We start from the raw sequence: 22,128 nt of genomic DNA, 5'->3' as shown, positions 1-22,128 counted from the left end.
AACCCTGATCAAGGTTTCGGCGCTTTACCGAGGTCTTCCGAGTCGCTTGAAGTGGCTGCATCTTTTGCCGTTTCATGCGACTCGGCGCCGGAGTTCGAGCCCGACGCCTCTTCACCTTTCTTGTCGGCCTTGTCTGCGTTGGATTGAGCTTTGCCGGCCTGATTCACGCCGGGAAGCGCGGTGGGCGGCGCGGCAGATTCGTCAGCGGTCTTCGCGGCTGCCGAAGCGAAAAGCGGGCAGGCCGCGAGCAGGCCTGCGAGGGTGAACGCTGCAATTTTGCTGTTCATGATGGTCGTCTTCCGGTCGAAGCGGATGGTGATCATTGGAAGCGCCCGGCAAGCGAAGGTGCCGGCTGCTGGACGAGCGGTTAGCCGCCTGTCGTTCGCATCACGTGAGGTCGACGATCTGGCTCCACTCAAGCCCGAACCGGGCAAGGTATTTCCTCAGTCGATCGGCGTCGTTGGGTTGAGCCTTGGCCTGGCGCGAAATTCCGAACAGCCGGCGGCCGGCATCGGACAAGCTGTCCGCCTGCCGGCACACCTCGATCACTGCCTTCAATTGCAAGCGGTCAAACAGATCCATGCTTTCGGCGTCTCCCGGTAACTCTCCTGAAATCGCCTGCGGTTGCGCCAGGCCCCAGGCGTAGCGCAGCCGATCAATTTCTTCCTGCACCTGTGCCTCGTCGATACGTCCGCTGTCAGCAAGGGTCGCCATGCGCGTAATCGACGCCGACAATTCGCGGAAGTTGCCCAACCACGCCGCCTCGCGAGCGCTGGCGAACGCCAGATAACTGCGCCGGGCCTCGAGGTTGAAACGCACCAGTTGCCCGTGTTCGCGGGCGTGGCGTTCCAGCTCGAAGTCAATGTTCGGTTCGATGTCCTCGCGGCGGCCGGCGAGGCCGGGCAGGTCGAACGTCCACAGGTTGATGCGCGCGTACAAATCTTCGCGGAACAAGCCGTCAGCGACTCGGCTGCGCAGGTCGCGGTGGGTGCCGGCGATGATCAGGAAATCGCTTTCGACTTCCTTGTCCGAGCCCAGCGGAAAGAAGCGTTTTTCTTCAATCGCCTTGAGCAGCATCGCCTGTTCGTCTGCGCCCAACTCGCCGATTTCATCAAGGAACAGCATGCCGCCATCGGCGGCGCGCAACAGGCCGTCGCGAGCATTCTGTGCGCCGGTGAAGGCGCCTTTGACATGGCCGAACAACGCCGACATTGCGCCATCGCCACGCAAGGTGGCGCAGTTCACCTCGACGAAACGCCCATGCATCTGATGACGATTGCGTTTGAGTTCGTAGATGCGTCGGGCGAGGAAGGATTTGCCGGCGCCGGTCGGGCCGATCAGCAACATCGGTGCCTTCGAGCGCACGGCCACGCGCTCGATCTGTTCGATCGAGCGGTTGAAGGCGGCGTTGCGAGTAGCGATGCCGGACTTCAAGAACTCCAAGCCTTCGAGGCGTTTGTTGGCGAAGCGCGAAGCGATGCGATCGTAGCGCGACAGGTCGAGATCGATCAGGGCATGCGTGCCGATGGCGTGATCGCTTTCGCTGTTGCGCTTGGCGGGGGAGGTCTGGATCAGCCGCGCCGGCAAGTAGCGCGCCTCGGTCAGCAGGAACCAGCAAATCTGCGCGACGTGGGTGCCGGTGGTGATGTGGACGAGGTAGTCCTCGCGCTCGGTATCGAAGGTGTAGGCGGTGGTGAAGTCGTGCAGCGCACCGTAGACCTCTTCGAAATCCCACGGGTTACGCAGTGCCATCGGGTGCAAGCGCACCTCGGTCTCCGGCGAAACCTGCTGGATGTCGATGCGCACCCGCTCGGCGAGGCTGACGTCGCGGGCGTCGATGCCGTGAATCAGCTCGAGCCGGTTGATCAGCACGTCTTGCTGTTGGCACAAGCCAACACTGGGGCGCCAATGGCCCCAGCGATTGGCACCTTTGCCGACGCGATCGAGGGTGGCGCCGATAAATCCGATGGCGACGGTTTGCTTGTTTGGCATGTTTATCTCAAAAGATAAAAGACGATATCCAATGATAAATATTCGTTGAGCGGTTTGTCCTCAATTCATTCGATGAAAAATGCATTAGTAAATAAAAGCGATATAAATCAATAAGATAAAAATATTATTTGAGGGGAATCAAAAGCTGGCACGGCCGCTGCAGTAGCTATCGCAACGAACAGGACAACACAGCGAGACGCCAAGATGGCCAACTCAAATCTCTTCAACACGCAATCGAATCACCTGCCGGCCTGCGATACCTTGAATGCCTCCGGTGCCAGCGCTTATGCCTACAGCCCGAAGCACCAACTAGCGCAATTGGCCGTCACCGGTTGCCTGAACCAGACCTTTTACGCCTCCGCAGAAAGTCAGCTGGATCAAGTGCTGAAGCTGGTGGCCGAACTGGACAGTCGCTTCGTGGCGAAAGCTGCGATCTACGCTCGCAAGAAAGGTCACATGAAAGACATGCCGGCATTGTTGCTGGCGGCATTGACCGCGCAGCGTTCAAGTCTGGTGCCAGAGGTTTTCGAGCAAGTCATAGACAGCGGCAAGATGCTGCGCAACTTTGTACAGATCCTCCGTAGCGGTGCCACCGGGCGTAAATCCCTTGGCTCGCAACCCAAGCGTCTGGTGCAGAACTGGCTGAACAGCGCGACCGAGCGGCAACTGCTGCAAGCGTCGATTGGCAATCAACCGTCGTTGGCGGACGTGGTGAAGATGGTTCACCCGAAACCTGCCGAAGCGTGGCGCGAAGCGTTTTTCGCCTGGTTGATCGGCAAACCGGTGGAGGCAAAAGCCTTGCCGGAGTTGACTCGTGATTTGCTGGCGTTTCGCAGCGGCGCGAGTGACGAAGTGCCGGCGGTGCCGTTTCAGTTGCTCGGCAACGAAACACTGAGCAAGGAGCAATGGGCCAATCAAGCCCGCAACATGGGCTGGCAGGGACTGCGCATCAACCTCAACACCCTGGCGCGGCACGGTGCATTTGAAGTGCCGGGTTGCATCGAATATGTCGCGGCGCGGTTGGCCGATCCACAGGAAGTGGCGAAGGCGCGGGTGTATCCGTACCAGTTGTTGTCGGCTTATCGGATGATCGGCGAAAACACCCCGGCAGCGATCCGCGACGCCTTGCAGGAGGCGCTGGAGTTGTCGCTGGCCAACGTGCCCATGCTTGAGGGCGCGGTGGTGGTTTGCCCGGATGTCTCGGGTTCGATGGGCAGCCCGGTGACCGGTTATCGCCCTGGTGCGACCTCGCAGGTGCGCTGCATCGACGTGGCGGCACTGGTCGCCGCAGCGGTGTTGCGCAAACAGCCGGCTGCGCGGGTCATGCCGTTCGAGGTCGATGTGGTGGATATCCAGCTCAACCCGCGTGACAGTGTGATCAGCAACGCCGAGAAGCTCGCCGGGATTTTTGGCGGCGGCACCAACTGCTCGGCACCGCTGAAGAGATTGGCGAACAGCAAGGCCAGGGTCGATACGTTGATCATGGTCTCGGACAACGAATCGTGGATCGATTCGCAGCGTCGCGGCGCCAGCGAGACGATGCGCCAATGGGAGCGGATCAAGAAGCTCAACCCACAGGCCCGACTGGTGTGCATCGACATCCAGCCAGGCCATGCAACACAGGCGGCGGATCGCGATGACATCTTGAATGTCGGCGGTTTCAGCGATGCGGTGTTCGATGTGATCGAGCAGTTCACCAGCGGCCAATACAGCGCGCAGCACTGGGTCGAGGCGATCGAAAGCGCGTCATGAATTGATTGATCACCGGCGCTGAATGCCGATGGGACTACATCCAAGACGTCTCATCAAGCCCTTGTCAGCGCCAGTGACGGCACGAATGCCTGATGGCTGTACATCTTAGGCCGGTTAAGTCCGGAGCGCGGCAACGCGCAACAGTCATCAACTTTTGTCGTGCCACCTTTTTTGCGGTTATTGGCAGCGAATGCGACAGGTACTCCATCGGAACGCGGGTTCGACTCCCGCCCCGGCAACGGGGGCTCAACTGGCAGAGCCACAGTGCCTGTGTTTTTGTCGCTGCGACTTACAGAACAACGCCGAATCATCGGCCAATGAATAAAGAATGAAGACATGAAAGAACACACTTACCAACTGCTCGAAGTCGCCAACGGCAAACCGATCAAACTCTGGACCGAAGGCGTCCCGGTGGAAAACGAAGCTCGCGAGCAGTTGATGAACACCGCGAAAATGCCGTTCATCTTCAAACATCTGGCGGTCATGCCGGATGTGCACCTGGGCAAGGGCTCGACCATCGGCAGCGTGATCCCGACCGTCGGCGCGATCATTCCGGCAGCGGTCGGCGTCGACATCGGCTGCGGCATGATCGCCGCGCGCACGTCGCTGACCGCCGCTGATTTGCCGGACAACCTGCTCGGTTTGCGCAGCGCCATCGAGCAAGCGGTGCCGCATGGCCGCAGTTCAAACCGTTCGCGACGCGACAAGGGCGCCTGGGATGAAATCCCGCAGCAAGCCGATCAGGCCTGGGCGGGGCTGCAGCCTCGGTTCAAATTGATTACCGACAAGTACCCGAAACTCGCCAACACCAACAACCGTGGGCACCTCGGCACGCTCGGCAGCGGCAACCACTTCATCGAAGTGTGCCTCGACGAAGCCAATCGGGTCTGGTTCATGTTGCACAGTGGCTCGCGCGGTGTCGGCAACGCCATCGGCAACCTGTTCATCCAGATGGCTCAGGCGGATATGCGTCAGCACATCGCCAACCTGCCGGATCGTGACCTGGCCTACTTCGAAGAGGGCAGCCAGCACTTTGATGATTATGTGGAGGCGGTGGGTTGGGCGCAGGACTTCGCCAGGCAAAACCGTGAGCTGATGATGCGCGCGGTGATTCAGGCGACGCGGCAGATTATTCGCAAGCCGTTTGAAGTGGCGCTGGAAGCGGTCAACTGCCACCACAACTACGTGCAGAAAGAGCGGCATTTTGGTGAGGACGTTCTGGTTACCCGCAAAGGCGCGGTGTCGGCGAAGAAGGGCGAGCTGGGGATTATTCCGGGCTCGATGGGCGCCAAGAGTTTCATCGTTCGCGGTCTGGGCAACGAAGAGTCGTTCAGCTCCTGCAGCCACGGCGCCGGCCGCACCATGAGCCGCACCAAGGCCAAGAACACCTTCACCGTCGAAGATCAGATTCGCGCCACTGCCCATGTGGAGTGCCGCAAGGACGAAGCGGTGATCGACGAAATTCCGATGGCCTACAAGGACATCGACAAAGTCATGCACGCCCAGCGTGAGCTGGTGGAAGTGCTGCACACCTTGCGTCAGGTGGTGTGCGTCAAAGGATAAAAGGGAAAGCAAGTCATGGAACTGCAAGAGCGTCATCCGCTGTGCGCCACGATGCGTGCGCGGGTACTGGAAGAGCTGGCGCGCATAGAGCGTGAACGCAATGTCACCGTTTTGTATGCCTGTGAGTCCGGCAGCCGGGCTTGGGGTTTTGCCTCGACCGACAGCGATTACGACGTGCGGTTTGTCTATGTGGAAAAGCCTGAGTGGTTCGTCCAGGTCGATGCGCCGCGTGATGTGATCGAACGTCCGCTGGACGATGAGCTCGACGTCAGTGGCTGGGAACTGCGCAAGACCCTCGGGTTGTTGCGCAAATCCAATCCGACCTTGCTTGAGTGGCTCGACTCGCCGCTGGTTTATCGCAGTGAAACCGCTCAAGTAACACAACTGCGCGAACTCGCCGAAGCGTTCTACAGCCCGCCCGCCGCGCGCAATCACTATCTGTCGATGGCGAAGAAGAACTTTCGCGGTTACCTGCAAGGTGAAACCGTACGGTTCAAGAAGTACTTCTACGTGCTGCGGCCGCTGCTGGCGGTGCGCTGGATCGACCAGGGGCGAGGGCGGCCACCGATGACGTTCGCCGACCTGCTGACCACCGTCGACGACCGCGCGCTGCTCGCTGAAGTCGACGAATTGCTGGCCCTCAAACGCAATGCCGACGAGAGCGCCTACGGACCGCGTCGTCCGGCGTTGCACGGGTTCATCGCCGCCGAGCTTGAACGCGAAGTGCCCACATTACTCAGAACTCAGGAAGACTCGCGACGCCTGGATCGGTACCTCAGGGATACCGTCGGGCGGTACGCGTAAGGAATGCAATGAAACAGGAAGTGATAGAACTGGACGGTGCCATCGGTGGCGGCCAGGTGTTGCGCAGTGCCTTGAGCCTGTCGATGGTGACAGGCCGGGCGTTTCACATTAAACAGATTCGTGCCAAACGCAGCCGTCCGGGATTGCTCAGGCAACATTTGACGGCGGTCATGGCGGCGGCCGAGGTCTGTGGCGCGACGGTTTCCGGTGAGCACTTGGGCTCGCAAGCGTTGAGCTTTGAACCCGGCGCGATTCGCTCCGGCGATTACCAGTTCGCCATCGGCACGGCCGGCAGTTGCACGCTGGTGTTGCAGACCTTGTTGCCGGCACTGTTGCGGGCTCCGCAGGCGAGCCGGGTGCGCATCTCGGGTGGCACGCATAACCCGCTGGCGCCGCCGACCGATTTCCTCACGCGCAGTTGGCTGCCGCTGCTGCGGCGTATGGGCGCCAACGTTGAGCTGGACTTGTTGCGACATGGATTTGTCCCGGCAGGCGGTGGCGAGATTGAAGTGAGCGTGCAGCCGTCGAACCTGACGCGGTTGGACCTGTGTGAACGCGGCGAGGCGATTTCGCAACAGGCATCGGCGCTGACTGCCGGGCTGGCACCGACGGTGGCCGAACGTGAGTTGAGACAGGTGGCCAAGCGTTTGAGTCTGCCGCCTGCGGCGCTGCAACATGTCACGCTCGATCCGGCGCGGGGACCGGGCAATGTGTTGCTGTTGGAGTACGCATTCGAGCACGTCACCGAGGTGTTCAGCGCGTTTGGCCAAGTGTCGCTACGGGCTGAAAAAGTGGCCGACACCGCGATCAATCAGGCTGCCGACTGGTTGCGCAGTGGTGCTGCGGTGGCCGAGCACCTTGCCGATCAGTTGCTGCTGCCAATGGCGCTGGCCGGTGGCGGCTCCTTCACTACGCCGCGCATGACCGAGCATCTGCACAGCAATATCGCAGTAATAGAGTTGTTTTTGCCGGTTCGCATTGATTGTCGGGAGGAGGGCGCTGATCGATTGCGCGTTGAGGTCAGCGCCAATTGATAGTCCGCCTAGGGGCGGTGGAATTTCATCAGGAAATCCCATCGCCCTTTTTTACGTCCGTAAAAAACTCGCGAAAGGCGGCAAATTGCTGGCCCCCGGATTTTTGCTTCCCCGGCAAAATCGCCTTTTTTCAAAAGGTTAGGTTGGCTCTATGCGGACGATTGTCATCACCGTTGCAACGCTTTCCCTGGCTGTTTTCGCGGTGGGAGTGCAGGCAAAAGAACTGAGCAAAAGCCATCGCTTTGCCTGCACCTGGGGCTCGGACATTGCTGCCGGTGCCCAGCAATCGAAGTTGTCGGGCGTCTCGCTGTACGGCGCACGCAAACAATTGCAGGTGCGCCGCTTCCAGCAACCGTGGATGCGCATGACCGCGATGGGGATTACCGAGCAAACCTACAACAGCACGTCGAAGCTCAAGCCGGCGGCGGTCAAGCAGACGTATTACGAACAATGCGTACGCCACGAATTGGCCCAGCGATAACGCAAAAAGCCCAATCTTTTCAGGTTGGGCTTTTTCATGCCTGAGGAAATGTCAGGGTTGCTTTTCGCTCTCGCAATTGACCATCCACGACACGCCGAAGCGATCCACCAGCATGCCAAAACGTACCGCCCAGAAAGTCGCTTCCAGCGGCATCTCGATGCGCCCGTCCTTGGCCAGAGCGTTAAACACCTGTTCAGCTTCAGCAATGCTGTCGACATTCAGCGAAATCGAGCAGCCGCTCATACCTTGAGTCGGGCGGTCGGGCGTGGTGTCCGAGGCCATGATCATCTGGTCTCCGACCTTCAGACAGGTATGGATGATCAGAGAGTGATGCTCTTTGGGCACATGCTCGGCGGCGGGTGTCTCGCCGAACGTCATCATGGCCTCGAGTTTTCCCTGCAGGGCTTGCTCGTAAAAGGTGAACGCCTCGCGGCAGTCACCGTTGAAGATCAGGTATGGGTTGATTCTCATGTCTCTGCTCCCGGCAGTCTGGTGCGGAGCGTGGCGGGGGGGCGCCGGGTTCCGCGTAGGGCGGTTAAAACATAGCAGAGCGTTGGACGCCGGAAAGGCCAGAGTCTTCCAGACGTTTTTCTTATGAGAAGTGCTGGGCTTAGCACTGCACTGAGCTGCCTAATCGACGATGACGCGATCGTTGCCCAGGCAAATTGACAATTGGTGGCCTTGTTTATCGAATGCGCAACTCGGCAGCGGCTTTTGCAGGGCGTTGTTTATCGGAAACCCGACAAACAACAGGGCGATCAGCAGTGCCACGACGAACTGGCCGATGAGGAGAGGGCGGGACGGTAGAGCGGTGGTCTTGAAGCGCGGGCGCAGGAACAGCCCCAAGGCCAAAAAGGCTGCACCGGTCAACATGGCTCGGCCGATTTCGTCTGGACTGACGCTATAGATCAACTGATCCGCATTGTCTGGATAGTTGAGGTAGCAAAAGGAGCCAATGCCCAAGGTAGAAACGCCTGCGCCGACGCAGGCAAAAATCGATCCCGGCGCGCGCAAGATCAAGGTCAACAACAACCCCGTCACGGCCATGAGCCAGCCACCGTTGAGCACTAGCCCGTTCATGCCGCCCATCAAGGTGCCGCCGATGTCGGTCGGTTTCAACAGCTTCCAGTCAGTGAAAACGATGTGCGCCAGCAGTGACAGCGCGGCAAGCCAGCAGATCAGGTAGTAAATCCATAGAGCTTTGGGGCGGGTTAACACACGCAGTCCTTTTCGTGGTGTCGGGGAGGGCGCCAGTATGCCGAGGAACCTTTGCGGTGTGAAATTCAGTGGTGGCGCTGGAGTACCATGAGCCACTGTCATCATCTGCAGAGCTTATTACCGCATGCCTGATCTATCGCGTATCACCTCCTTGTTCGATCAGGCGCAGCGCGCCTTGCGTTTGGTTTGGGGGACATCGCGTGGCTTGTTTCTCGGGCTGGTGCTGGCAACGCTGGTGGCCGGGTTGCTGCCGGCACTGGCGGCGTGGTTGGGGCAGCGGATTGTCGATGCCGTGGTGGCAGCGATGCAGTTGCACGCGCAACACGGCAGTGCGCCGCTGTGGCCCGTGTTGCGTTATGTGTTGCTGGAGGCGGGGGTGTTGGCAATGTTGTCCGGCACACAACGGGCACTCTCGGTGCAGCAGTCGTTGTTGCGGGTGCAACTGGGGCAGAAGGTCAATACGCTGATCCTGGAAAAAGCGCAGACCCTGTCACTGGTGCAGTTCGAGAACTCCGAGTTCTACGACAAACTGGTGCGTGTCCGTCGCGAGGCTTCGACCCGGCCACTGGCGCTGGTGATGAAGTCGTTGGGACTGATTCAGAACCTGATCATGCTGATCAGCTTTGGTGTGCTGCTGGTGCACTTTTCCCCTTGGGCGCTGGTGCTGCTGGTGGTCGGCGCGTTGCCGGTGTTCTTTGCCGAGGCGCATTTTTCCGGTGACGCCTTTCGACTGTTCACCCGCCGCGCGCCGGAGAGTCGGCAGCAGAGCTACATCGAAACCTTGCTGTCCCACGAAACCTATATCAAAGAGGTCAAGCTGTTCGGCTTTGCACCGCTGTTGCTACAACGCTACCGCGACACCTTCGCCAGGCTGTATGCCGAAGACCGCCGTTTGACGTTGCGGCGCGACGGCTGGGGTTTTGGCCTCGGTCTGCTCGGTACTGCTGCATTTTACGTGGCCTATGCCTGGGTGGTGATCGATGCCGTGCACGGCCAGATCAGCCTCGGCCAGATGACCATGTATCTGGTGCTGTTCAAGCAAGGCCAAAGCGCTGTCAGCAGCAGTTTGAGTGCGATCAGCGGTCTGTACGAAGATGGCCTCTACCTGACCAGTCTTTATGAATACCTGGCCGAACCGGTGCAGGCCGATACCGGCCACCTGACGGTCGGAGCCTGCCCGGGCGATGGTTTGCGTTTCGAAAACGTCGGTTTCCGTTACCCCGGTGCCAGTCGGCCGGCCCTGGAAAACATTGACCTGCAACTGGTGCCAGGCAAGAGCATGGCGTTGGTCGGCGAGAACGGATCCGGTAAGACCACACTGATCAAGTTACTGACCCGGCTCTATCGCCCCGATCAAGGGCGCATCCTGCTCGACGGCAGCGATTTGCAGGATTGGCAGGAAACCGCGCTACGTCGACGCATTGGCGTGATTTTTCAGGACTACATCCGCTACCAGTTCAGCGTCGGAGAAAACATTGGCGTCGGCGATACCTTGGCGTTCAACGACGCGCAACGGTGGAAAGAGGCGGCTGCCCAAGGGATGGCGGCACCCTTTATTGAAGGACTGGACAAGGGCTATGCCACGCAATTGGGACGCTGGTTTGCCGGTGGCCAGGAATTGTCTGGCGGGCAGTGGCAGAAGATTGCCTTGTCCCGCGCGTACATGCGCCGTGAGGCCGACATTCTGATCCTCGATGAACCGACTTCCGCCCTTGATCCGGCGGCCGAAGCGGCGGTGTTCGAGCATTTCAGCCAGCACAGCGAAGGGCGCATGACCTTGCTGATTTCCCATCGTTTTTCCAGCGTGCGCAATGCCGACCACATCATCGTGCTGCAACAAGGCCAAATCCTCGAGCAGGGCGGCCACGATCAACTGATCGCCGCTGACGGGCATTACGCGCAACTGTTCGATTTGCAGGCTCGCGGCTACCGTTAAGTGTCCCGTCCGTTGCGAACAGTCGTAGGTCCGGCCACTCGAGGGGCCGGTTTACTCTGCATCAGGCTGTCGAGCGCCTTGCGATAATTCTGCCCGCCGAGCGCCATGCTGTTGTTATGCGTCGCGCCCGGCACCAACAGCAGCCGCTTGGGTTGTTGCGCGGCGTTGAACAGTTGCTCGCTGAAACGCGGCGGAACGAAAGCGTCAGCCAGACCGTGCACCACCAGCAGCGGCATGTGAATGTCGGCAATCTTGTCGATCGAATCGAATTTCTGCGACAGCAGCCAACGCACCGGCAGTGAAGTGTTGGCGACTGACGCGGCGACATCCGCCAGCGTGGTGAAGGTGGACTCGATCACCAGGCCGCGCACTGGCAGCGCGGAATGATCGCGGGCGGCGGTCTGCCCGAGTTCCGCCGCCAGATCGATCGCCACGGCGCCGCCCAGGGAGTGCCCATAGATCAAGCGTTTGGTCGGATCCGGTTGCAGCAGTTTGAAGCGCTCCCACGCCACCCGCGCATCTTCGTAGACACTGCTTTCGGATGGCAGATCACCGTGACTCTTGCCGAAGCCGCGATAGTCGATGGCCAGCACCGAATAACCCGCCGCGCGCAATTGTTCGATGCGGAACAGTTGCCCGGTGAGGTTCCAGCGCACGCCATGCAGATAGAGAATGGCCGGCGCATTGGCCTTTTCCGCCGGCCACCACCAGGCATGAATGTTCTGCCCGGCCTTGAAACTCTTCGGTTGCAGGTCGAGTTCCTGCACGCTACCGGGCAAGCCGTGATACCAGCCGGCCGTGCCCGGTTCGATGCGAAACAGCAGTTTGCGTTCGGTGTGTTCAAGCACGGCACAACTGGTCGGCACGCCGATAATCAGCGCGGCCATGCAGGCGAACGCCAAACGGCGGCGGCGCAGACGCGTCATGAAGGACAGGAACATTAAACGTTTCACTCAGGCGCAGACAAAGAAGGCTTTTTACCAGATGCCTCGCTCTGCGCGTGAGTTTTTCGACCACCGCCCCGGCGCAACAATTACCAAATGCTGCAAACACTCACACGACCTGCAGCACGATCTTGCCGATATGGTCGCCAGCCTCCATGTGCGCGTGAGCCTGAGCCGCATCGTTGAGCGAATAAACCTTGTCGATCATCGGCAGGCAGCGCCCGGCAGACAGTGCCGGCCATACGTGCTCACGCAGTTGATCGGCAATCGCGGCTTTTTCGGCAGCGGTGCGGGCGCGCAGGAGGGATCCGGTGATGACCGCGCGTTTGGCCATCATTGCCAGCAGATCAAAATCGTTGGCCCGCGCGCCGCCGAGGAAACCGAGCATGACCAGACGGCCATCCATCGCGAGGGCGCTGACGTTATCGTTGAGGTACGAGCCGCCCATGATGTCGAGGATCACATTCACACCTTGGCCAGCGGTTTTATCGGCGATGACCTCAGCGAAATCCTCATCGCGATAATTGATCGCTTGACCACCCAGTTCGCGAATCGCTGCGCATTTGTCCGGGCTGCCAGCGGTGGCGAACGCTTCTATACCGAATTCGCGGCACAGCATCAGTGCGGTTGTGCCGATGCCGCTGGTGCCACCATGAATCAGCGCACGTTGACCACGGCTGGCGCCACCGAGGCCGAACAGGTTGGCCCACACGGTGAAGAAGGTTTCCGGGATCGCCGCGGCGTGCACCCAGTCCAGGCCTTGTGGAATCGGCAGGGTCTGGCCGGCCGGGACGGCGCAGTATTCGGCATAACCGCCGCCATTGGTCAGCGCGCAGACTTTGTCGCCGACGGCGAACTGGCTGACACCCGCCCCGAGTGCGACGACTTCGCCGGCCACCTCCAGACCGGGGATCGGGTTCATGCCGGGTTTCATCGGGTATTTGCCGGCCCGTTGCAAGGCGTCCGGCCGGTTGATTCCGGCGGCGTGGACGCGGATCAGTACCTCGCCATCTGCGGCGACCGGCAGCGGCACGCGTCGCGGTTGCAAGACCTCGGGGCCGCCGGGCTCGGTAATTTCGATTCGGGTCATTTCATTGGGCAGGGACATATCGGTTCCTCTTGGCGTGAGTGGTGTAAGTGGGAGCGTGCTGCGCAGGCAATGATTCCCTTCAATGTGCACAGCAGTGCGGTTCAACAGGGGCGGGCAGCCATTTCATGGCTTGTTCCAGCAGCAGCGCCACGACGATCGCGCCAGCGGCAATGACGAATAACAACGCGTGGTGACCGCCGCTGGCATTGAACAGCGCCGAGTAGGCAAAACCGGCCAGCGCCTGAAACGTAGCGAACGACACCGTGGCGCGGCTCCAGGCGATTTGCTGGCGATGATGCTCCGGCACCAGTTCATGCACCCGCGCCAGGGCCAGCGGCACAATGCCGGGCGGAAATGAACCGAGAATCACCGCCAGCAACGCCAATGCCAGAAACGAGTGGGAGATCGCCAGCAGTCCGAGGGCAATCGCCTGCACAACCAGCACCAGACGAATGCTCGATCGTGCACCCAACTGATCGGCGAGAAAGCCATAAGTCACTGGCCCGACAATCGCACCCAAGCCATACATCACCCATACCAGCGCGCCGATATGCGCGCCGGCGCCGAGTCCACGCGCCACGTAATCCACCAGAAATACCATCGCCGGTACCAAGCCAGCAGCCATAAAGGCGTATTGAGCGAACAGCAAGTACACACCGCGCGGTGTCGGTTCTGCGGACACCGTTTCCTGTGCAACGACCGGGTGCAGGAAATCAGATGGCCAGCCAAACCAGCTCAGCGCCGTCAGCAACAGGGCCAAAGCCCCGAGGCCCAGCCACGTCGCCTGCAAACCCAGGCTCAACAGCGGCGGCACAAGCGTCCCGGAGCCGGCAATGCCGAGACCGATGCCGAGGAAGATCGCGCCACTGGCCAGCCCTTTACGCGCCGCCGGAACATGCGGCAGTACTGTCGCGGCGACCAGCACCATGATCGCGCCACCGGCAATCCCGGACAGCAGCCGCCAGCCGAAGAACCAGCTCACCGACAACGGAAACGCGCAGGCAAAAAATGCGGCGGTGACGATCAGCATCATCAGCCGCAAGGCATTTTTATTGCCGAGCTGACGCGCTGCCGGCCGGCCCAGCAGGGCGCCGATCAGATAACCCACCAGATTGGCCGCGCCGAGGTAGACCACATCATTGGCGCTGAACCACTGCGCTTCAATCAGCGCAGGAATCAACGGCGTGTAAGCGAAACGCGCCAGACCGATGCTGACCAGGCTGGCGCACAGGCCAGCAAAGATCGGCAACCAGATACCGGTGGAGGTTGAAGTGCGCATGATAGCGATCTCGCGGAAGGTTTATGGCGTTCAGCATATCGGCTATCGTTGCTGCGTTAATGCAGCGATTAAGCGGCACGCTGATGCGTATTTGCATCATACGGAGGCAGCATGAATTGGGATGACGCACGGGTATTTCTCGCCGTTTGCCGCGAGTCGACACTGCGGGGTGCAGCGAGGGTTTTGGCGGTGGATCAGGCAACCGTCGGGCGGCGCATCACGGCACTGGAAAAGTCCCTGAGCGCGACGTTGTTCCTGCGTACCTCTGATGGGTACGCTTTGACCGCCGTCGGCGAAGCAGCGCTTAAAAGTGTGGAGAAAATGGAGCATTCGGCTCTTGAACTGGAGCGGAAGATTCAGGGCCTGGACGATCGCCTGACCGGCACGGTGCGCGTCAGTACCACGGACTCGCTGGCCATCGATTTCCTGATTCCGGCGATCGCCCGTTTGCACGAGCAGCACCCGGACGTGCGGGTGCAACTGGATGCGTCCACGCAAATCCTCAGCCTGGCCAAGCGCGAGGCGGATATCGCCGTGCGCAACACCCGGCCGGACAATCCGGACCTGATCGCTCGGCGAATTGCCCGATGGCCGGTGGGGCTGTTTGCCTCCCAAGCCTATATAGACGCCAATGGCGTGCCGCAGCCGGACACGGCGTTCGAAGGGCATGACCTGGTTGTCTATCAACCGTATCTGCAAAGCAAAAAGGACCTGACGCTGGTGTCGGAGCCGTTGAGTCGCGGTCGGATCGTCGCCAGCCTCGGTTCCAGTTTGCTCGTCCGTCGTTCGATTGCAGCAGGGTTGGGTGTAGGAGAAATCCCGGTGTACATGGGCGAGCGCGATGGCTTGATCAGGCTCTGGTCGGAGCGCACTACGCCGCTCCCGTATGAGGTCTGGCTGGTAACCCATGCGGACCTGCGCCATACCGCGCGGGTGAGAGCGGTGATTGAGCAGATTGTCGACGTGTTCGCGTCGGAGAATGAGTAGGTAAAGGCTGTTTTGGCAGGGCTACAACCTCTGACGAAACGGCCTACACCAGAGGCAGAATCTGCCGGCTTGTCAGCATTCTGGATGCGGCCTATTGTTTTCGTCAGCTCGGTGAGGGACGTTGGACTCTCACCGATTTAATACCAGGGACGGTATCGGTAGACCCAGGAAGGTGTCGAATTGAAAACCACGGAATTCAGTCAAAATCCAGTCAGTGATCTGTCGAGTAAAAATCGGAATGCTAAAGCCATGAACGCTATAAGTCGTGAAGAGTTCAATGCCAGGATCGAAACCATCGAGACCAGGATGGACGCTCGGGTCGAGGGTGTGTCGGCGAGAATCGATGCTTACCTGTTGACTCAGGCTGAGCGAGACAAGGCTCAAATGGAGAGGGATAAACGATACGATTTGATGTGGGACGGCGTACAACAAATCGCCGAAGAGTCAAAAGAAGCCATCAAACAGGCCTCGACAGTGAAGGCGCATTGCTGGGCGACGACAGCCGTCCATTTCCTCGGAATGATCACCGTCGTTGTGGGGGCGCACTTTGCCAATCAGGCAGCGGTGTTAACTACCTTGCAGACGACACTCGCTGCGATCCAGGTAGGTAAGGATATAGGCGCACCAAGACCTGCTTCGCAACAAGCACCCGAATCAGCACAATAGAAAACGGCCTTCAAAGAAGGCCGTTTTTGTGGGCGTTGAAACGCAGCGTCATGGCATCTCTGGCAACTCCTGCGGCCGCAAATCGAACACCAACACCTCGGCATCGACACCGTTGCTCAAAGTCAGCAACTGTTCCTCGCGAACGCGCACGCCGTCACCTTCCTGCAATGGCTGGCCGTTGAGTTCAACACTGCCGCGCGCCACATGCACATAGGCATAGCGGTTGGCCGCCAGTTCCAGCGTGGCGCTTTCCTTGCCGTCGAACAGCCCGGCGAAGACCCGTGCATCCTGACGCACCTTGAGCGAACCGTGTTTGCCGTCTGGCGAAATGATCAATTGAAAACGACCGCGTTTTTTCTCGGCGCTGAAATGCTCCTGTTGGTAGCGCGGTTTGGCACCGGCGACCTCCGGCACAATCCAGATCTGCAGGAAGTGCACCGGTTTGCTCGCCGAGTGGTTGAACTCGCTGTGCGCCACGCCGCTGCCGGCGCTCATCAATTGCACATCACCCGGGCGGATAACCGAACCGGTGCCCAGCGTGTCCTTGTGTTCCAGCGCACCTTCCAGCACGTAGGAAAAAATCTCCATGTCGCGATGCGGGTGTTGGCCGAAGCCTTTACCGGCGGCAACTCGGTCATCGTTGATCACCAGCAGGTCGGAAAAACCCTGTTCGCGTGGGTCGCGATAGCTGGCGAAGGAAAAGGTGTGAAAGGACTTCAACCAGCCATGATTGGCGAGGCCACGATCGGAGGCTTTGCGAAGGGTCAGCATGATGAAATCTCCTTGCGGGACGTGAATTCGTCCGAGTGAGGAGAAGGTTACTGTTTACTGATCGACGCAATAAGTAGATGAAAATTGAAAGACTGTCCCTTTCAGGTTGACAGTTTTGCGATAGCCGTCACACAAAACTTTTGCGCTCAAACGGCTACAGTTGGCCATAATGTCTGGTCTGTATCATGTCTCTCTGATCTAAGTGATGTCTGCCCATGAAAACCGTGGCAATGGTGCTGTTCCCCGACTTTCTTCTGCTCGACATGGCCGGGCCATTGGAGGTTTTTTCGGTTGCCAATCGCTACCTGAAAGCCGAAGCGCATTATCAATTGATCACGCTTGGCACTGAACGTGGCCCACTTCGGGCATCCAATGGCGTGTTGGTGCATGCCGACGCGACCATCGATGACAACACCGAACATTATGATCTGCTGTTGGTGCCGGGCGGCCCGGGTGCCTACAACCAACAATTTCCGGCGCTGTTCGCCTGGCTCAAGGGCGCGGTCCAGCGCGTCGAGTATTACGGTTCGATCTGCACCGGCGCCTTCGTGCTCGGGCATGCCGGGTTGCTGGACGGTTACCGCGTAACCACCCACTGGAACTACACCGAACGCCTGATCAAGGGCTTTCCGAAAGCCCATGTCACCACGGATCAGATCTATGTCGAGGATCGCAATCTGATCACCTCCGGCGGCGTCACAGCCGGGATCGATATGGCGCTGGCTGTGATCGCCCGCGATCACGGGAAGAAACTCGCCCAGGATGTCGCCAAAGTCCTGCTGGTGGTGATGAAACGGCAGGGCGGGCAGGCCCAGTTCAGTCCGCTGATGGCCGCTGTGGCACCGCAGGAAACGCCGATCACCCGCGCGCAAAGCTACGTGCTGGAACATCTCGACGAAGCCTTTACGGTCGAGCGCATGGCCGCCATCGCCAACATGAGTGCGCGGCACTTTGCACGGGTGTTCACCCGCGACATCAACATGACACCGATGGAATTTCTGCAAAGTGCGCGCATCGACTGCGCGCGCAATCTGCTGGAAACCAGCGATCTGCCGCTAAAGACCGTGGCTTACAAAAGTGGTTTCGGCAGTGTGCGGCACATGCGTTCGCTGTTCGCTGAAAAGCTCGGCCTGACCCCTGTGCAGTACCGCGAACAGTTCAGCTAGAGCACTGGTGTCCGTCTGGCGCACCCGGATGTCCGTGTTGCGCCCCGTGTAGCGGTTGTCGCGTCATCTGAGGCTGCCAAGATAGTTGGTATGGATAGCCTCATTGATTTGAACACGGCGTCGGTGCTGCATTTCGGCCCTTACGCGTTCCACCTGCGCCAGCGGCTGATACTCGATGGAGATCGGCCCTTGCGCATGGGCGGTCGCGCGCTGGACATTCTGCAAGTGCTGGTCGAGCGTGCCGGTCGAGTGGTCAGAAAAGAGCAGTTGATTGCTTTGGTGTGGCCGACGTCGGTGGTCGAGGAGATCAACCTGCGTGTGCACATTGCCGCACTCCGGCGCGCATTGGGTGATGGTGAAAACGGTCAGCGCTACATCGTCAACGTGCCGCAATGCGGATACAGCTTTATTGCCCCGGTGCGTTGCGACAGCGCCGCGCAAGTGGTCTTCGAGGGCTTGCAGACACCCCAGCATAATTTGCCAGCTCGACTGACCTCGGTCACCGGTCGTGACTCGCTGGTTGGCGGGTTGGTGCGACAAATGCCGCTGTGCCGGCTGATGACCGTCACGGGGGCGGCCGGGGTGGGTAAATCCACTGTCGCGTTGCGGGTCGCGGAATTGCTGTTGCAGTACTACAGAGATGGCGTGTGGCAGATTGATCTGAGCTTGATCGACGACGACACGTCGCTGCTCGATCATGTGCTGCGCACCCTCGAAAGCGATTTGCCCGGACTGTCGACTCGCCATGCGTTGCTGCTGCTGGATAACTGTGACCACCGCCGCGACGCTTGCAGAGCAGTGGTTGAAACGTTGCTCGAGGCCGCTCCCCGACTGTCGATACTCGCCACCAGCCGTGAGGCCTTGCAGGTCAGTCTGGAAACCCTTAAGTGCGTGCCCCCGCTGACCCTGCCAAAACGCTCGGCAGGCGATTGCCTCACTGAAGCCATGGGCCATTCTGCGGTGCAGTTGTTTGTCAGCCGGGCTCGGGCGCGCCAGCATGATTTCCGCTTGCGTGAACAGGATGTAAAAGCCGTTCTGGAGATATGTCGGCAACTCGACGGCATACCGCTGGCGATCGAACTGGCGGCAGCGCAGATCGATGCGCTGGCGCTGGTCGGCTTACAGGCGCAAATGGCCAACGGCCTGCAAGTGCTCAGCCACGGCCGGCGCACCGCAGTGCCACGGCACCAATCCATGCAGGCCGCACTCGACTGGAGCTATCAGCGCTTGAGTGAGCAGGAACAAATCGTGCTGCAGCGCTTATCGGTGTTCAAACTGGCGTTTACGCTGGAGGCGGCGCTGGCGGTGATCAGTTGTCCGCAACTGGCTCCGCAGCGGCTTGCCGCGATGATCGAGGGCCTGGCGCAGAAGTCATTGTTGACGGTCGAGCGCGGCGGCAGTGCAGGTCGATACCGTTTGCTCAACACCACCCGCTGCTATGCCCGCGAGCAACTGGAGCGCAGCGGTGAAGGGATTGAGCTTGAACGCCGGCATATGCGTTACATCAACCGGACTCGCCAGGCTTCAGACGTGCAAGTGCTCGCGTAAATCGTCGATCAGCAAGCGTACCTTGCGCAGGTCTGGAGTCGCGTAGCCCTCGGTGAAGCGTTGATAGATCGGGCTGAGCAAATCCAGCGCCTCGCGATAGCGCGACTGGCGCTGCCAGAGTTGCGCCAGTGAAGTAGCGCTGCGCAGTTCCCAGGCAAGCGCACCTTGGGCGCGAGCGATGGTCAGGGATTGTTGCAGGAGTGCTTCGGCTTCCTGAATATTGGTGACATCAGGCAGGGCCTCTTCGCGAGCAAGCTCGCTCCCACAGGAGTTTTGGGTGTACTCAGAATCCATGTGGGAGCGAGCCTGCTCGCGAAGGGGCCCGCCCAGACAAACCATCTCTCCATTCAATAGCGTGTCCGCCCGAGCCCGCAGAATCTCCGCCGTGCTCCACCCCGCATCCCCACTCAACGCCCGCTCAACCAGCGTGTCATCCACAAAACGGCCATCTAGCGTGACCATGATTTCCCGAATCAGCCCGCTACTGTCCGTCGGCACCGGCGCCTTGGCTTGCGCGTCAATCACCTGCGCGTAGTGCCGCGCCCAGGTGTTGAACAGCAGCACCGAATGCTTCTGCGATTGCTCCAGCAACAGCTGCAACAGCGCCCGGGCGTTTTGTTGATCGCCGTTGTAATGGGCGATCAGGCAACTGGCCAGCGCCAGGGTGTAGCAAATCGAAGTGCCATGGTCGATCTGTACGGCGATGTCCAGCGCCTGCCGCGCCGTGCGCCACGCTTGCTCCGGCAGTCCCTGCATCCACAGCACACGCGCCAGCACCGTCAGTGACGCGACACTCTGGTCGTATTGCACGCCAAAACCGTGAGTGAAGCGGTTGACATGGCCGCTCTGCGCCATGCACTGAAGCACCTGCTCGGCATGCAGGCGGGCCTGCGGCTGGTCGCCGGCATAATGCAGCGCGAGTACCCGTAAACGATGGGTGCTCAATGACAACAACGGGTCGCCGTGCAGACCGAGCCGGTCGAAGTGCTCACTCTGTGCCAGCGCCATGCGGTAGTGGCCGCAGCTGAGGTTGACCGCCATGTGCCCGGACACCGCGCGCAACTGCCCGGCGACGTCATCGTTTTCGTGCGCCAACCGGCGGGCATCGACGAACGCTTCGATGGTTTCTGCAGTGCCGCCCCATGTGTGATAACAGGCACTGCCAAGCGCCAGTTTCAGCGCAACTTTCAGGCGCAGGCAGGGTTCGCCGAGTTCATCAAACAGGCTCAGCGCCCGGCGCACATAGGCGCCGTACTCCTTGAGCAGCGACAACTCTTGCCACAAGGGTGCCGACGCTGCCGTCAGGCGAATCCCCAAACCACCCGGGACGACACCGTTCAGGCACCAGTCCAGTGCTGCTCGCAGATCTTCCAGCCCTCGTGCGTAACGCTCGATCCACAATAGCGTCGGCGTGTTTTCCCAATCGTTTTGCGCCTGCTGCATCAACGCGAGGCAACGTTCGGCATGGCGCTCACGGGTTTCCTCGCATTCAGCGGCGTGCTCGAGTTTTTCCAGGGCGTAGCGGCGGGTCGTGTCGAGCAGGCGATAGAACACCTCTTCGTCACCGACTTCGACGCTGAGCATGGATTTGGCCACCAGTTGGGTGATTGATACAAACACCATGCTGGGGTCGATTTGTTGGCCGACGATAACGGCGGCCGCCGATTCCAGGGTAAAACCGCCGCGAAATACGCCCAGGCGGCGCAGGCAGGTTTGTTCGCAACGGTCGAGCAGATTGAAACTCCAGTCCAGCGTGGCGCGCAGGGTGAGGTGGCGCTCAAGACTGTTTTGATTGCCCGCTGGCAACGGCGGCAAGCGCCCCTGTAACTGGCTCAGCAGACCGTCCAGACCCAGTTCGGCGACCTGCGCTGCTGCCAGCTCAAGTGCCAGTGGAATGCCGTCGAGCCGATGGCAGATCTCGATCGCTTGGGGCAACTGGGTATCGCTCAGCTCGAAGCTTTCCTGCGCGGCTGTGGCCCGTTCGATGAACAATTGCAGCGCCGAAAAATCCAGCGCTTGCTTACGGTTCAAGGTGGCCGTCATCGGTGGGTATTCGAGGGAATCCAGACGCTGCACAAATTCACCTTCCGCCCGCAGGCTCTCGCGGCTGGTGGCGAGAATATGCACCCTCGGTGCGCCGCGCAGAATGCTTTCGCTGAGTGCCGCGACGGCATCGATCAGGTGTTCGCAGTTATCGAGCAGCAACAGCATCTGCCGATTTTGCAAGCCATTGACCAGTGCCACCAACGGATCGCCTTCGAGCAGGGCCTGATCGAGCAGCGCAGCCAAGTGTGAGCAAATCAACCGCGGATCGCTCAGCGGTGCCAGGTCCACCAGCCGAATACCGTCGCGGTAATGCCCGATCAACTGCTCGGCCACACGCAAGGCTACCGTGGTCTTGCCGATCCCGCCGGGGCCGACCAGGGTGATGCAGCGTTGGCGCGGCAACTGCGTCATCAAGCTGTCGACCAGTGGCTGGCGGCCGATCATCCGCGTGCGCCGCAAGGGCAGGTTGTGCCGACCGCCAACATCGCCCACAGGACGCTCCTCCATGGATTGCGGTAAAACCGGGGCGACGAAACTGTAACCGCGTTGCGCCACGGTGATGATGTAACGCTGGCCGGCCTGACCGTCACCGAGCGCCTTGCGCAGGGCTGCCATGTGCACCCGCAGGTTGATGTCTTCGACCACGCTGTCCGGCCAGACCCCGGCCATCAATTGTTGCTTGCTCACCACTTCGCCGGCATGCGCCAGCAGAATCAGGAGGATGTCCATTGCCCGTCGGCCCAGACGTAACGGCTGCTCGCCTTCGAGCACGCGCCGTTGTCCGGGATGAATCCGATAGGGGCCAAAACCGAGGGCCTGATTCGGCGAAAGACTCAACAGCTCACTCCTGC

19 protein-coding genes are annotated in these 22,128 nt (G+C 60.2%); 10 read left to right on the top strand and 9 right to left on the bottom strand.

Annotated features, from left to right (window positions below):
• Positions 1 to 8: 8 nt before the first annotated feature.
• Positions 9 to 287 carry a hypothetical protein gene (locus KBP52_RS07515; RefSeq protein WP_212623114.1) on the bottom strand — a complete coding sequence of 93 codons (279 nt, stop codon included), beginning with the start codon at positions 285 to 287 and terminating at the stop codon, positions 9 to 11.
• Between the two features lie 100 nt (positions 288 to 387).
• Positions 388 to 1,992: an RNA repair transcriptional activator RtcR gene (gene rtcR / locus KBP52_RS07510; RefSeq protein ID WP_212622522.1), complete on the bottom strand. Its 1,605-nt coding sequence runs from the start codon at positions 1,990 to 1,992 to the stop codon at positions 388 to 390.
• Positions 1,993 to 2,196: 204 nt separating this feature from the next.
• On the opposite strand from rtcR, the gene KBP52_RS07505 reads away from it, so the two are divergent.
• From KBP52_RS07505 to KBP52_RS07485, 5 genes are all read left to right on the top strand, one after another.
• Positions 2,197 to 3,744 (top strand): RNA-binding protein, encoded by a 1,548-nt coding sequence (locus tag KBP52_RS07505; RefSeq protein WP_212622521.1) that lies wholly within the window; start codon positions 2,197 to 2,199, stop codon positions 3,742 to 3,744.
• Positions 3,745 to 4,080: 336 nt separating this feature from the next.
• A complete protein-coding gene (locus KBP52_RS07500) occupies positions 4,081 to 5,307 on the top strand; it encodes an RtcB family protein (protein ID WP_212622520.1) in 1,227 nt (408 codons plus the stop codon).
• 15 nt (positions 5,308 to 5,322) lie between these two features.
• Positions 5,323 to 6,111 carry a nucleotidyltransferase domain-containing protein gene (locus KBP52_RS07495; protein ID WP_212622519.1) on the top strand — a complete coding sequence of 263 codons (789 nt, stop codon included), beginning with the start codon at positions 5,323 to 5,325 and terminating at the stop codon, positions 6,109 to 6,111.
• An 8-nt stretch (positions 6,112 to 6,119) separates the two neighbouring features.
• Positions 6,120 to 7,145, top strand: a complete 1,026-nt coding sequence (gene rtcA / locus KBP52_RS07490; protein WP_212622518.1) for an RNA 3'-terminal phosphate cyclase — start codon at positions 6,120 to 6,122, stop codon at positions 7,143 to 7,145.
• A 151-nt stretch (positions 7,146 to 7,296) separates the two neighbouring features.
• The gene (locus tag KBP52_RS07485) at positions 7,297 to 7,626 is read left to right on the top strand and encodes a hypothetical protein (RefSeq protein ID WP_016987808.1); all 330 of its coding nucleotides are present in this window, start codon (positions 7,297 to 7,299) and stop codon (positions 7,624 to 7,626) included.
• A gap of 51 nt (positions 7,627 to 7,677) precedes the next feature.
• On the opposite strand, the gene KBP52_RS07480 is transcribed toward KBP52_RS07485, so the two are convergent.
• Positions 7,678 to 8,097 carry a VOC family protein gene (locus KBP52_RS07480; RefSeq protein WP_212622517.1) on the bottom strand — a complete coding sequence of 140 codons (420 nt, stop codon included), beginning with the start codon at positions 8,095 to 8,097 and terminating at the stop codon, positions 7,678 to 7,680.
• Positions 8,098 to 8,256: 159 nt separating this feature from the next.
• Complete coding sequence (locus KBP52_RS07475) at positions 8,257 to 8,949, bottom strand: hypothetical protein (RefSeq protein WP_139353588.1); 693 nt, start codon at positions 8,947 to 8,949, stop codon at positions 8,257 to 8,259.
• A gap of 19 nt (positions 8,950 to 8,968) precedes the next feature.
• On the opposite strand from KBP52_RS07475, the gene KBP52_RS07470 reads away from it, so the two are divergent.
• Positions 8,969 to 10,780 carry an ABC transporter ATP-binding protein gene (locus tag KBP52_RS07470; protein ID WP_212622516.1) on the top strand — a complete coding sequence of 604 codons (1,812 nt, stop codon included), beginning with the start codon at positions 8,969 to 8,971 and terminating at the stop codon, positions 10,778 to 10,780.
• Here the strand turns inward: KBP52_RS07470 and KBP52_RS07465 are convergent.
• The 3 genes from KBP52_RS07465 to KBP52_RS07455 form a co-directional block, all read right to left on the bottom strand.
• Positions 10,777 to 11,721, bottom strand: a complete 945-nt coding sequence (locus KBP52_RS07465) for an alpha/beta fold hydrolase (RefSeq protein WP_077572049.1) — start codon at positions 11,719 to 11,721, stop codon at positions 10,777 to 10,779. The two genes, KBP52_RS07470 and KBP52_RS07465, sit on opposite strands and share 4 nt — an antisense overlap.
• A 112-nt stretch (positions 11,722 to 11,833) precedes the next feature.
• Entirely contained in the window at positions 11,834 to 12,832 is a 999-nt protein-coding gene (locus tag KBP52_RS07460; RefSeq protein WP_212622515.1) for an NAD(P)H-quinone oxidoreductase, read from the bottom strand.
• Between the two features lie 61 nt (positions 12,833 to 12,893).
• Positions 12,894 to 14,093: a YbfB/YjiJ family MFS transporter gene (locus KBP52_RS07455; protein ID WP_212622514.1), complete on the bottom strand. Its 1,200-nt coding sequence runs from the start codon at positions 14,091 to 14,093 to the stop codon at positions 12,894 to 12,896.
• Positions 14,094 to 14,204: 111 nt separating this feature from the next.
• On the opposite strand from KBP52_RS07455, the gene KBP52_RS07450 reads away from it, so the two are divergent.
• Together KBP52_RS07450 and KBP52_RS07445 are read left to right on the top strand one after the other, a co-directional pair.
• Positions 14,205 to 15,080, top strand: coding sequence for a LysR family transcriptional regulator (locus KBP52_RS07450; RefSeq protein WP_123595900.1), 876 nt, complete (start codon positions 14,205 to 14,207; stop codon positions 15,078 to 15,080).
• Between the two features lie 180 nt (positions 15,081 to 15,260).
• Complete coding sequence (locus KBP52_RS07445) at positions 15,261 to 15,746, top strand: hypothetical protein (protein WP_249122265.1); 486 nt, start codon at positions 15,261 to 15,263, stop codon at positions 15,744 to 15,746.
• A gap of 48 nt (positions 15,747 to 15,794) precedes the next feature.
• On the opposite strand, the gene KBP52_RS07440 is transcribed toward KBP52_RS07445, so the two are convergent.
• The gene (locus tag KBP52_RS07440; RefSeq protein WP_212622513.1) at positions 15,795 to 16,517 is read right to left on the bottom strand and encodes a pirin family protein; all 723 of its coding nucleotides are present in this window, start codon (positions 16,515 to 16,517) and stop codon (positions 15,795 to 15,797) included.
• Between the two features lie 215 nt (positions 16,518 to 16,732).
• Here KBP52_RS07440 and KBP52_RS07435 point away from each other — a divergent pair, with 215 nt between their 5' ends.
• On the top strand, positions 16,733 to 17,683 hold the full coding sequence (locus tag KBP52_RS07435) for a GlxA family transcriptional regulator (RefSeq protein WP_077572055.1): 951 nt from the start codon (positions 16,733 to 16,735) through the stop codon (positions 17,681 to 17,683).
• 90 nt (positions 17,684 to 17,773) lie between these two features.
• Positions 17,774 to 19,231 (top strand): winged helix-turn-helix domain-containing protein, encoded by a 1,458-nt coding sequence (locus KBP52_RS07430; RefSeq protein ID WP_212622512.1) that lies wholly within the window; start codon positions 17,774 to 17,776, stop codon positions 19,229 to 19,231.
• On the opposite strand, the gene KBP52_RS07425 is transcribed toward KBP52_RS07430, so the two are convergent.
• Positions 19,208 to 22,114 (bottom strand): winged helix-turn-helix domain-containing protein, encoded by a 2,907-nt coding sequence (locus KBP52_RS07425; RefSeq protein WP_212622511.1) that lies wholly within the window; start codon positions 22,112 to 22,114, stop codon positions 19,208 to 19,210. The genes KBP52_RS07430 and KBP52_RS07425 overlap by 24 nt on opposite strands.
• Between the last annotated feature and the right edge of the window lie 14 nt (positions 22,115 to 22,128).

This window comes from Pseudomonas sp. SCA2728.1_7, from assembly GCF_018138145.1.
Lineage (GTDB): Bacteria > Pseudomonadota > Gammaproteobacteria > Pseudomonadales > Pseudomonadaceae > Aquipseudomonas > Aquipseudomonas koreensis_A.
Note: the sequence above shows the minus strand (reverse complement) of the source record. Positions and strands in the feature narration are given on the sequence as shown.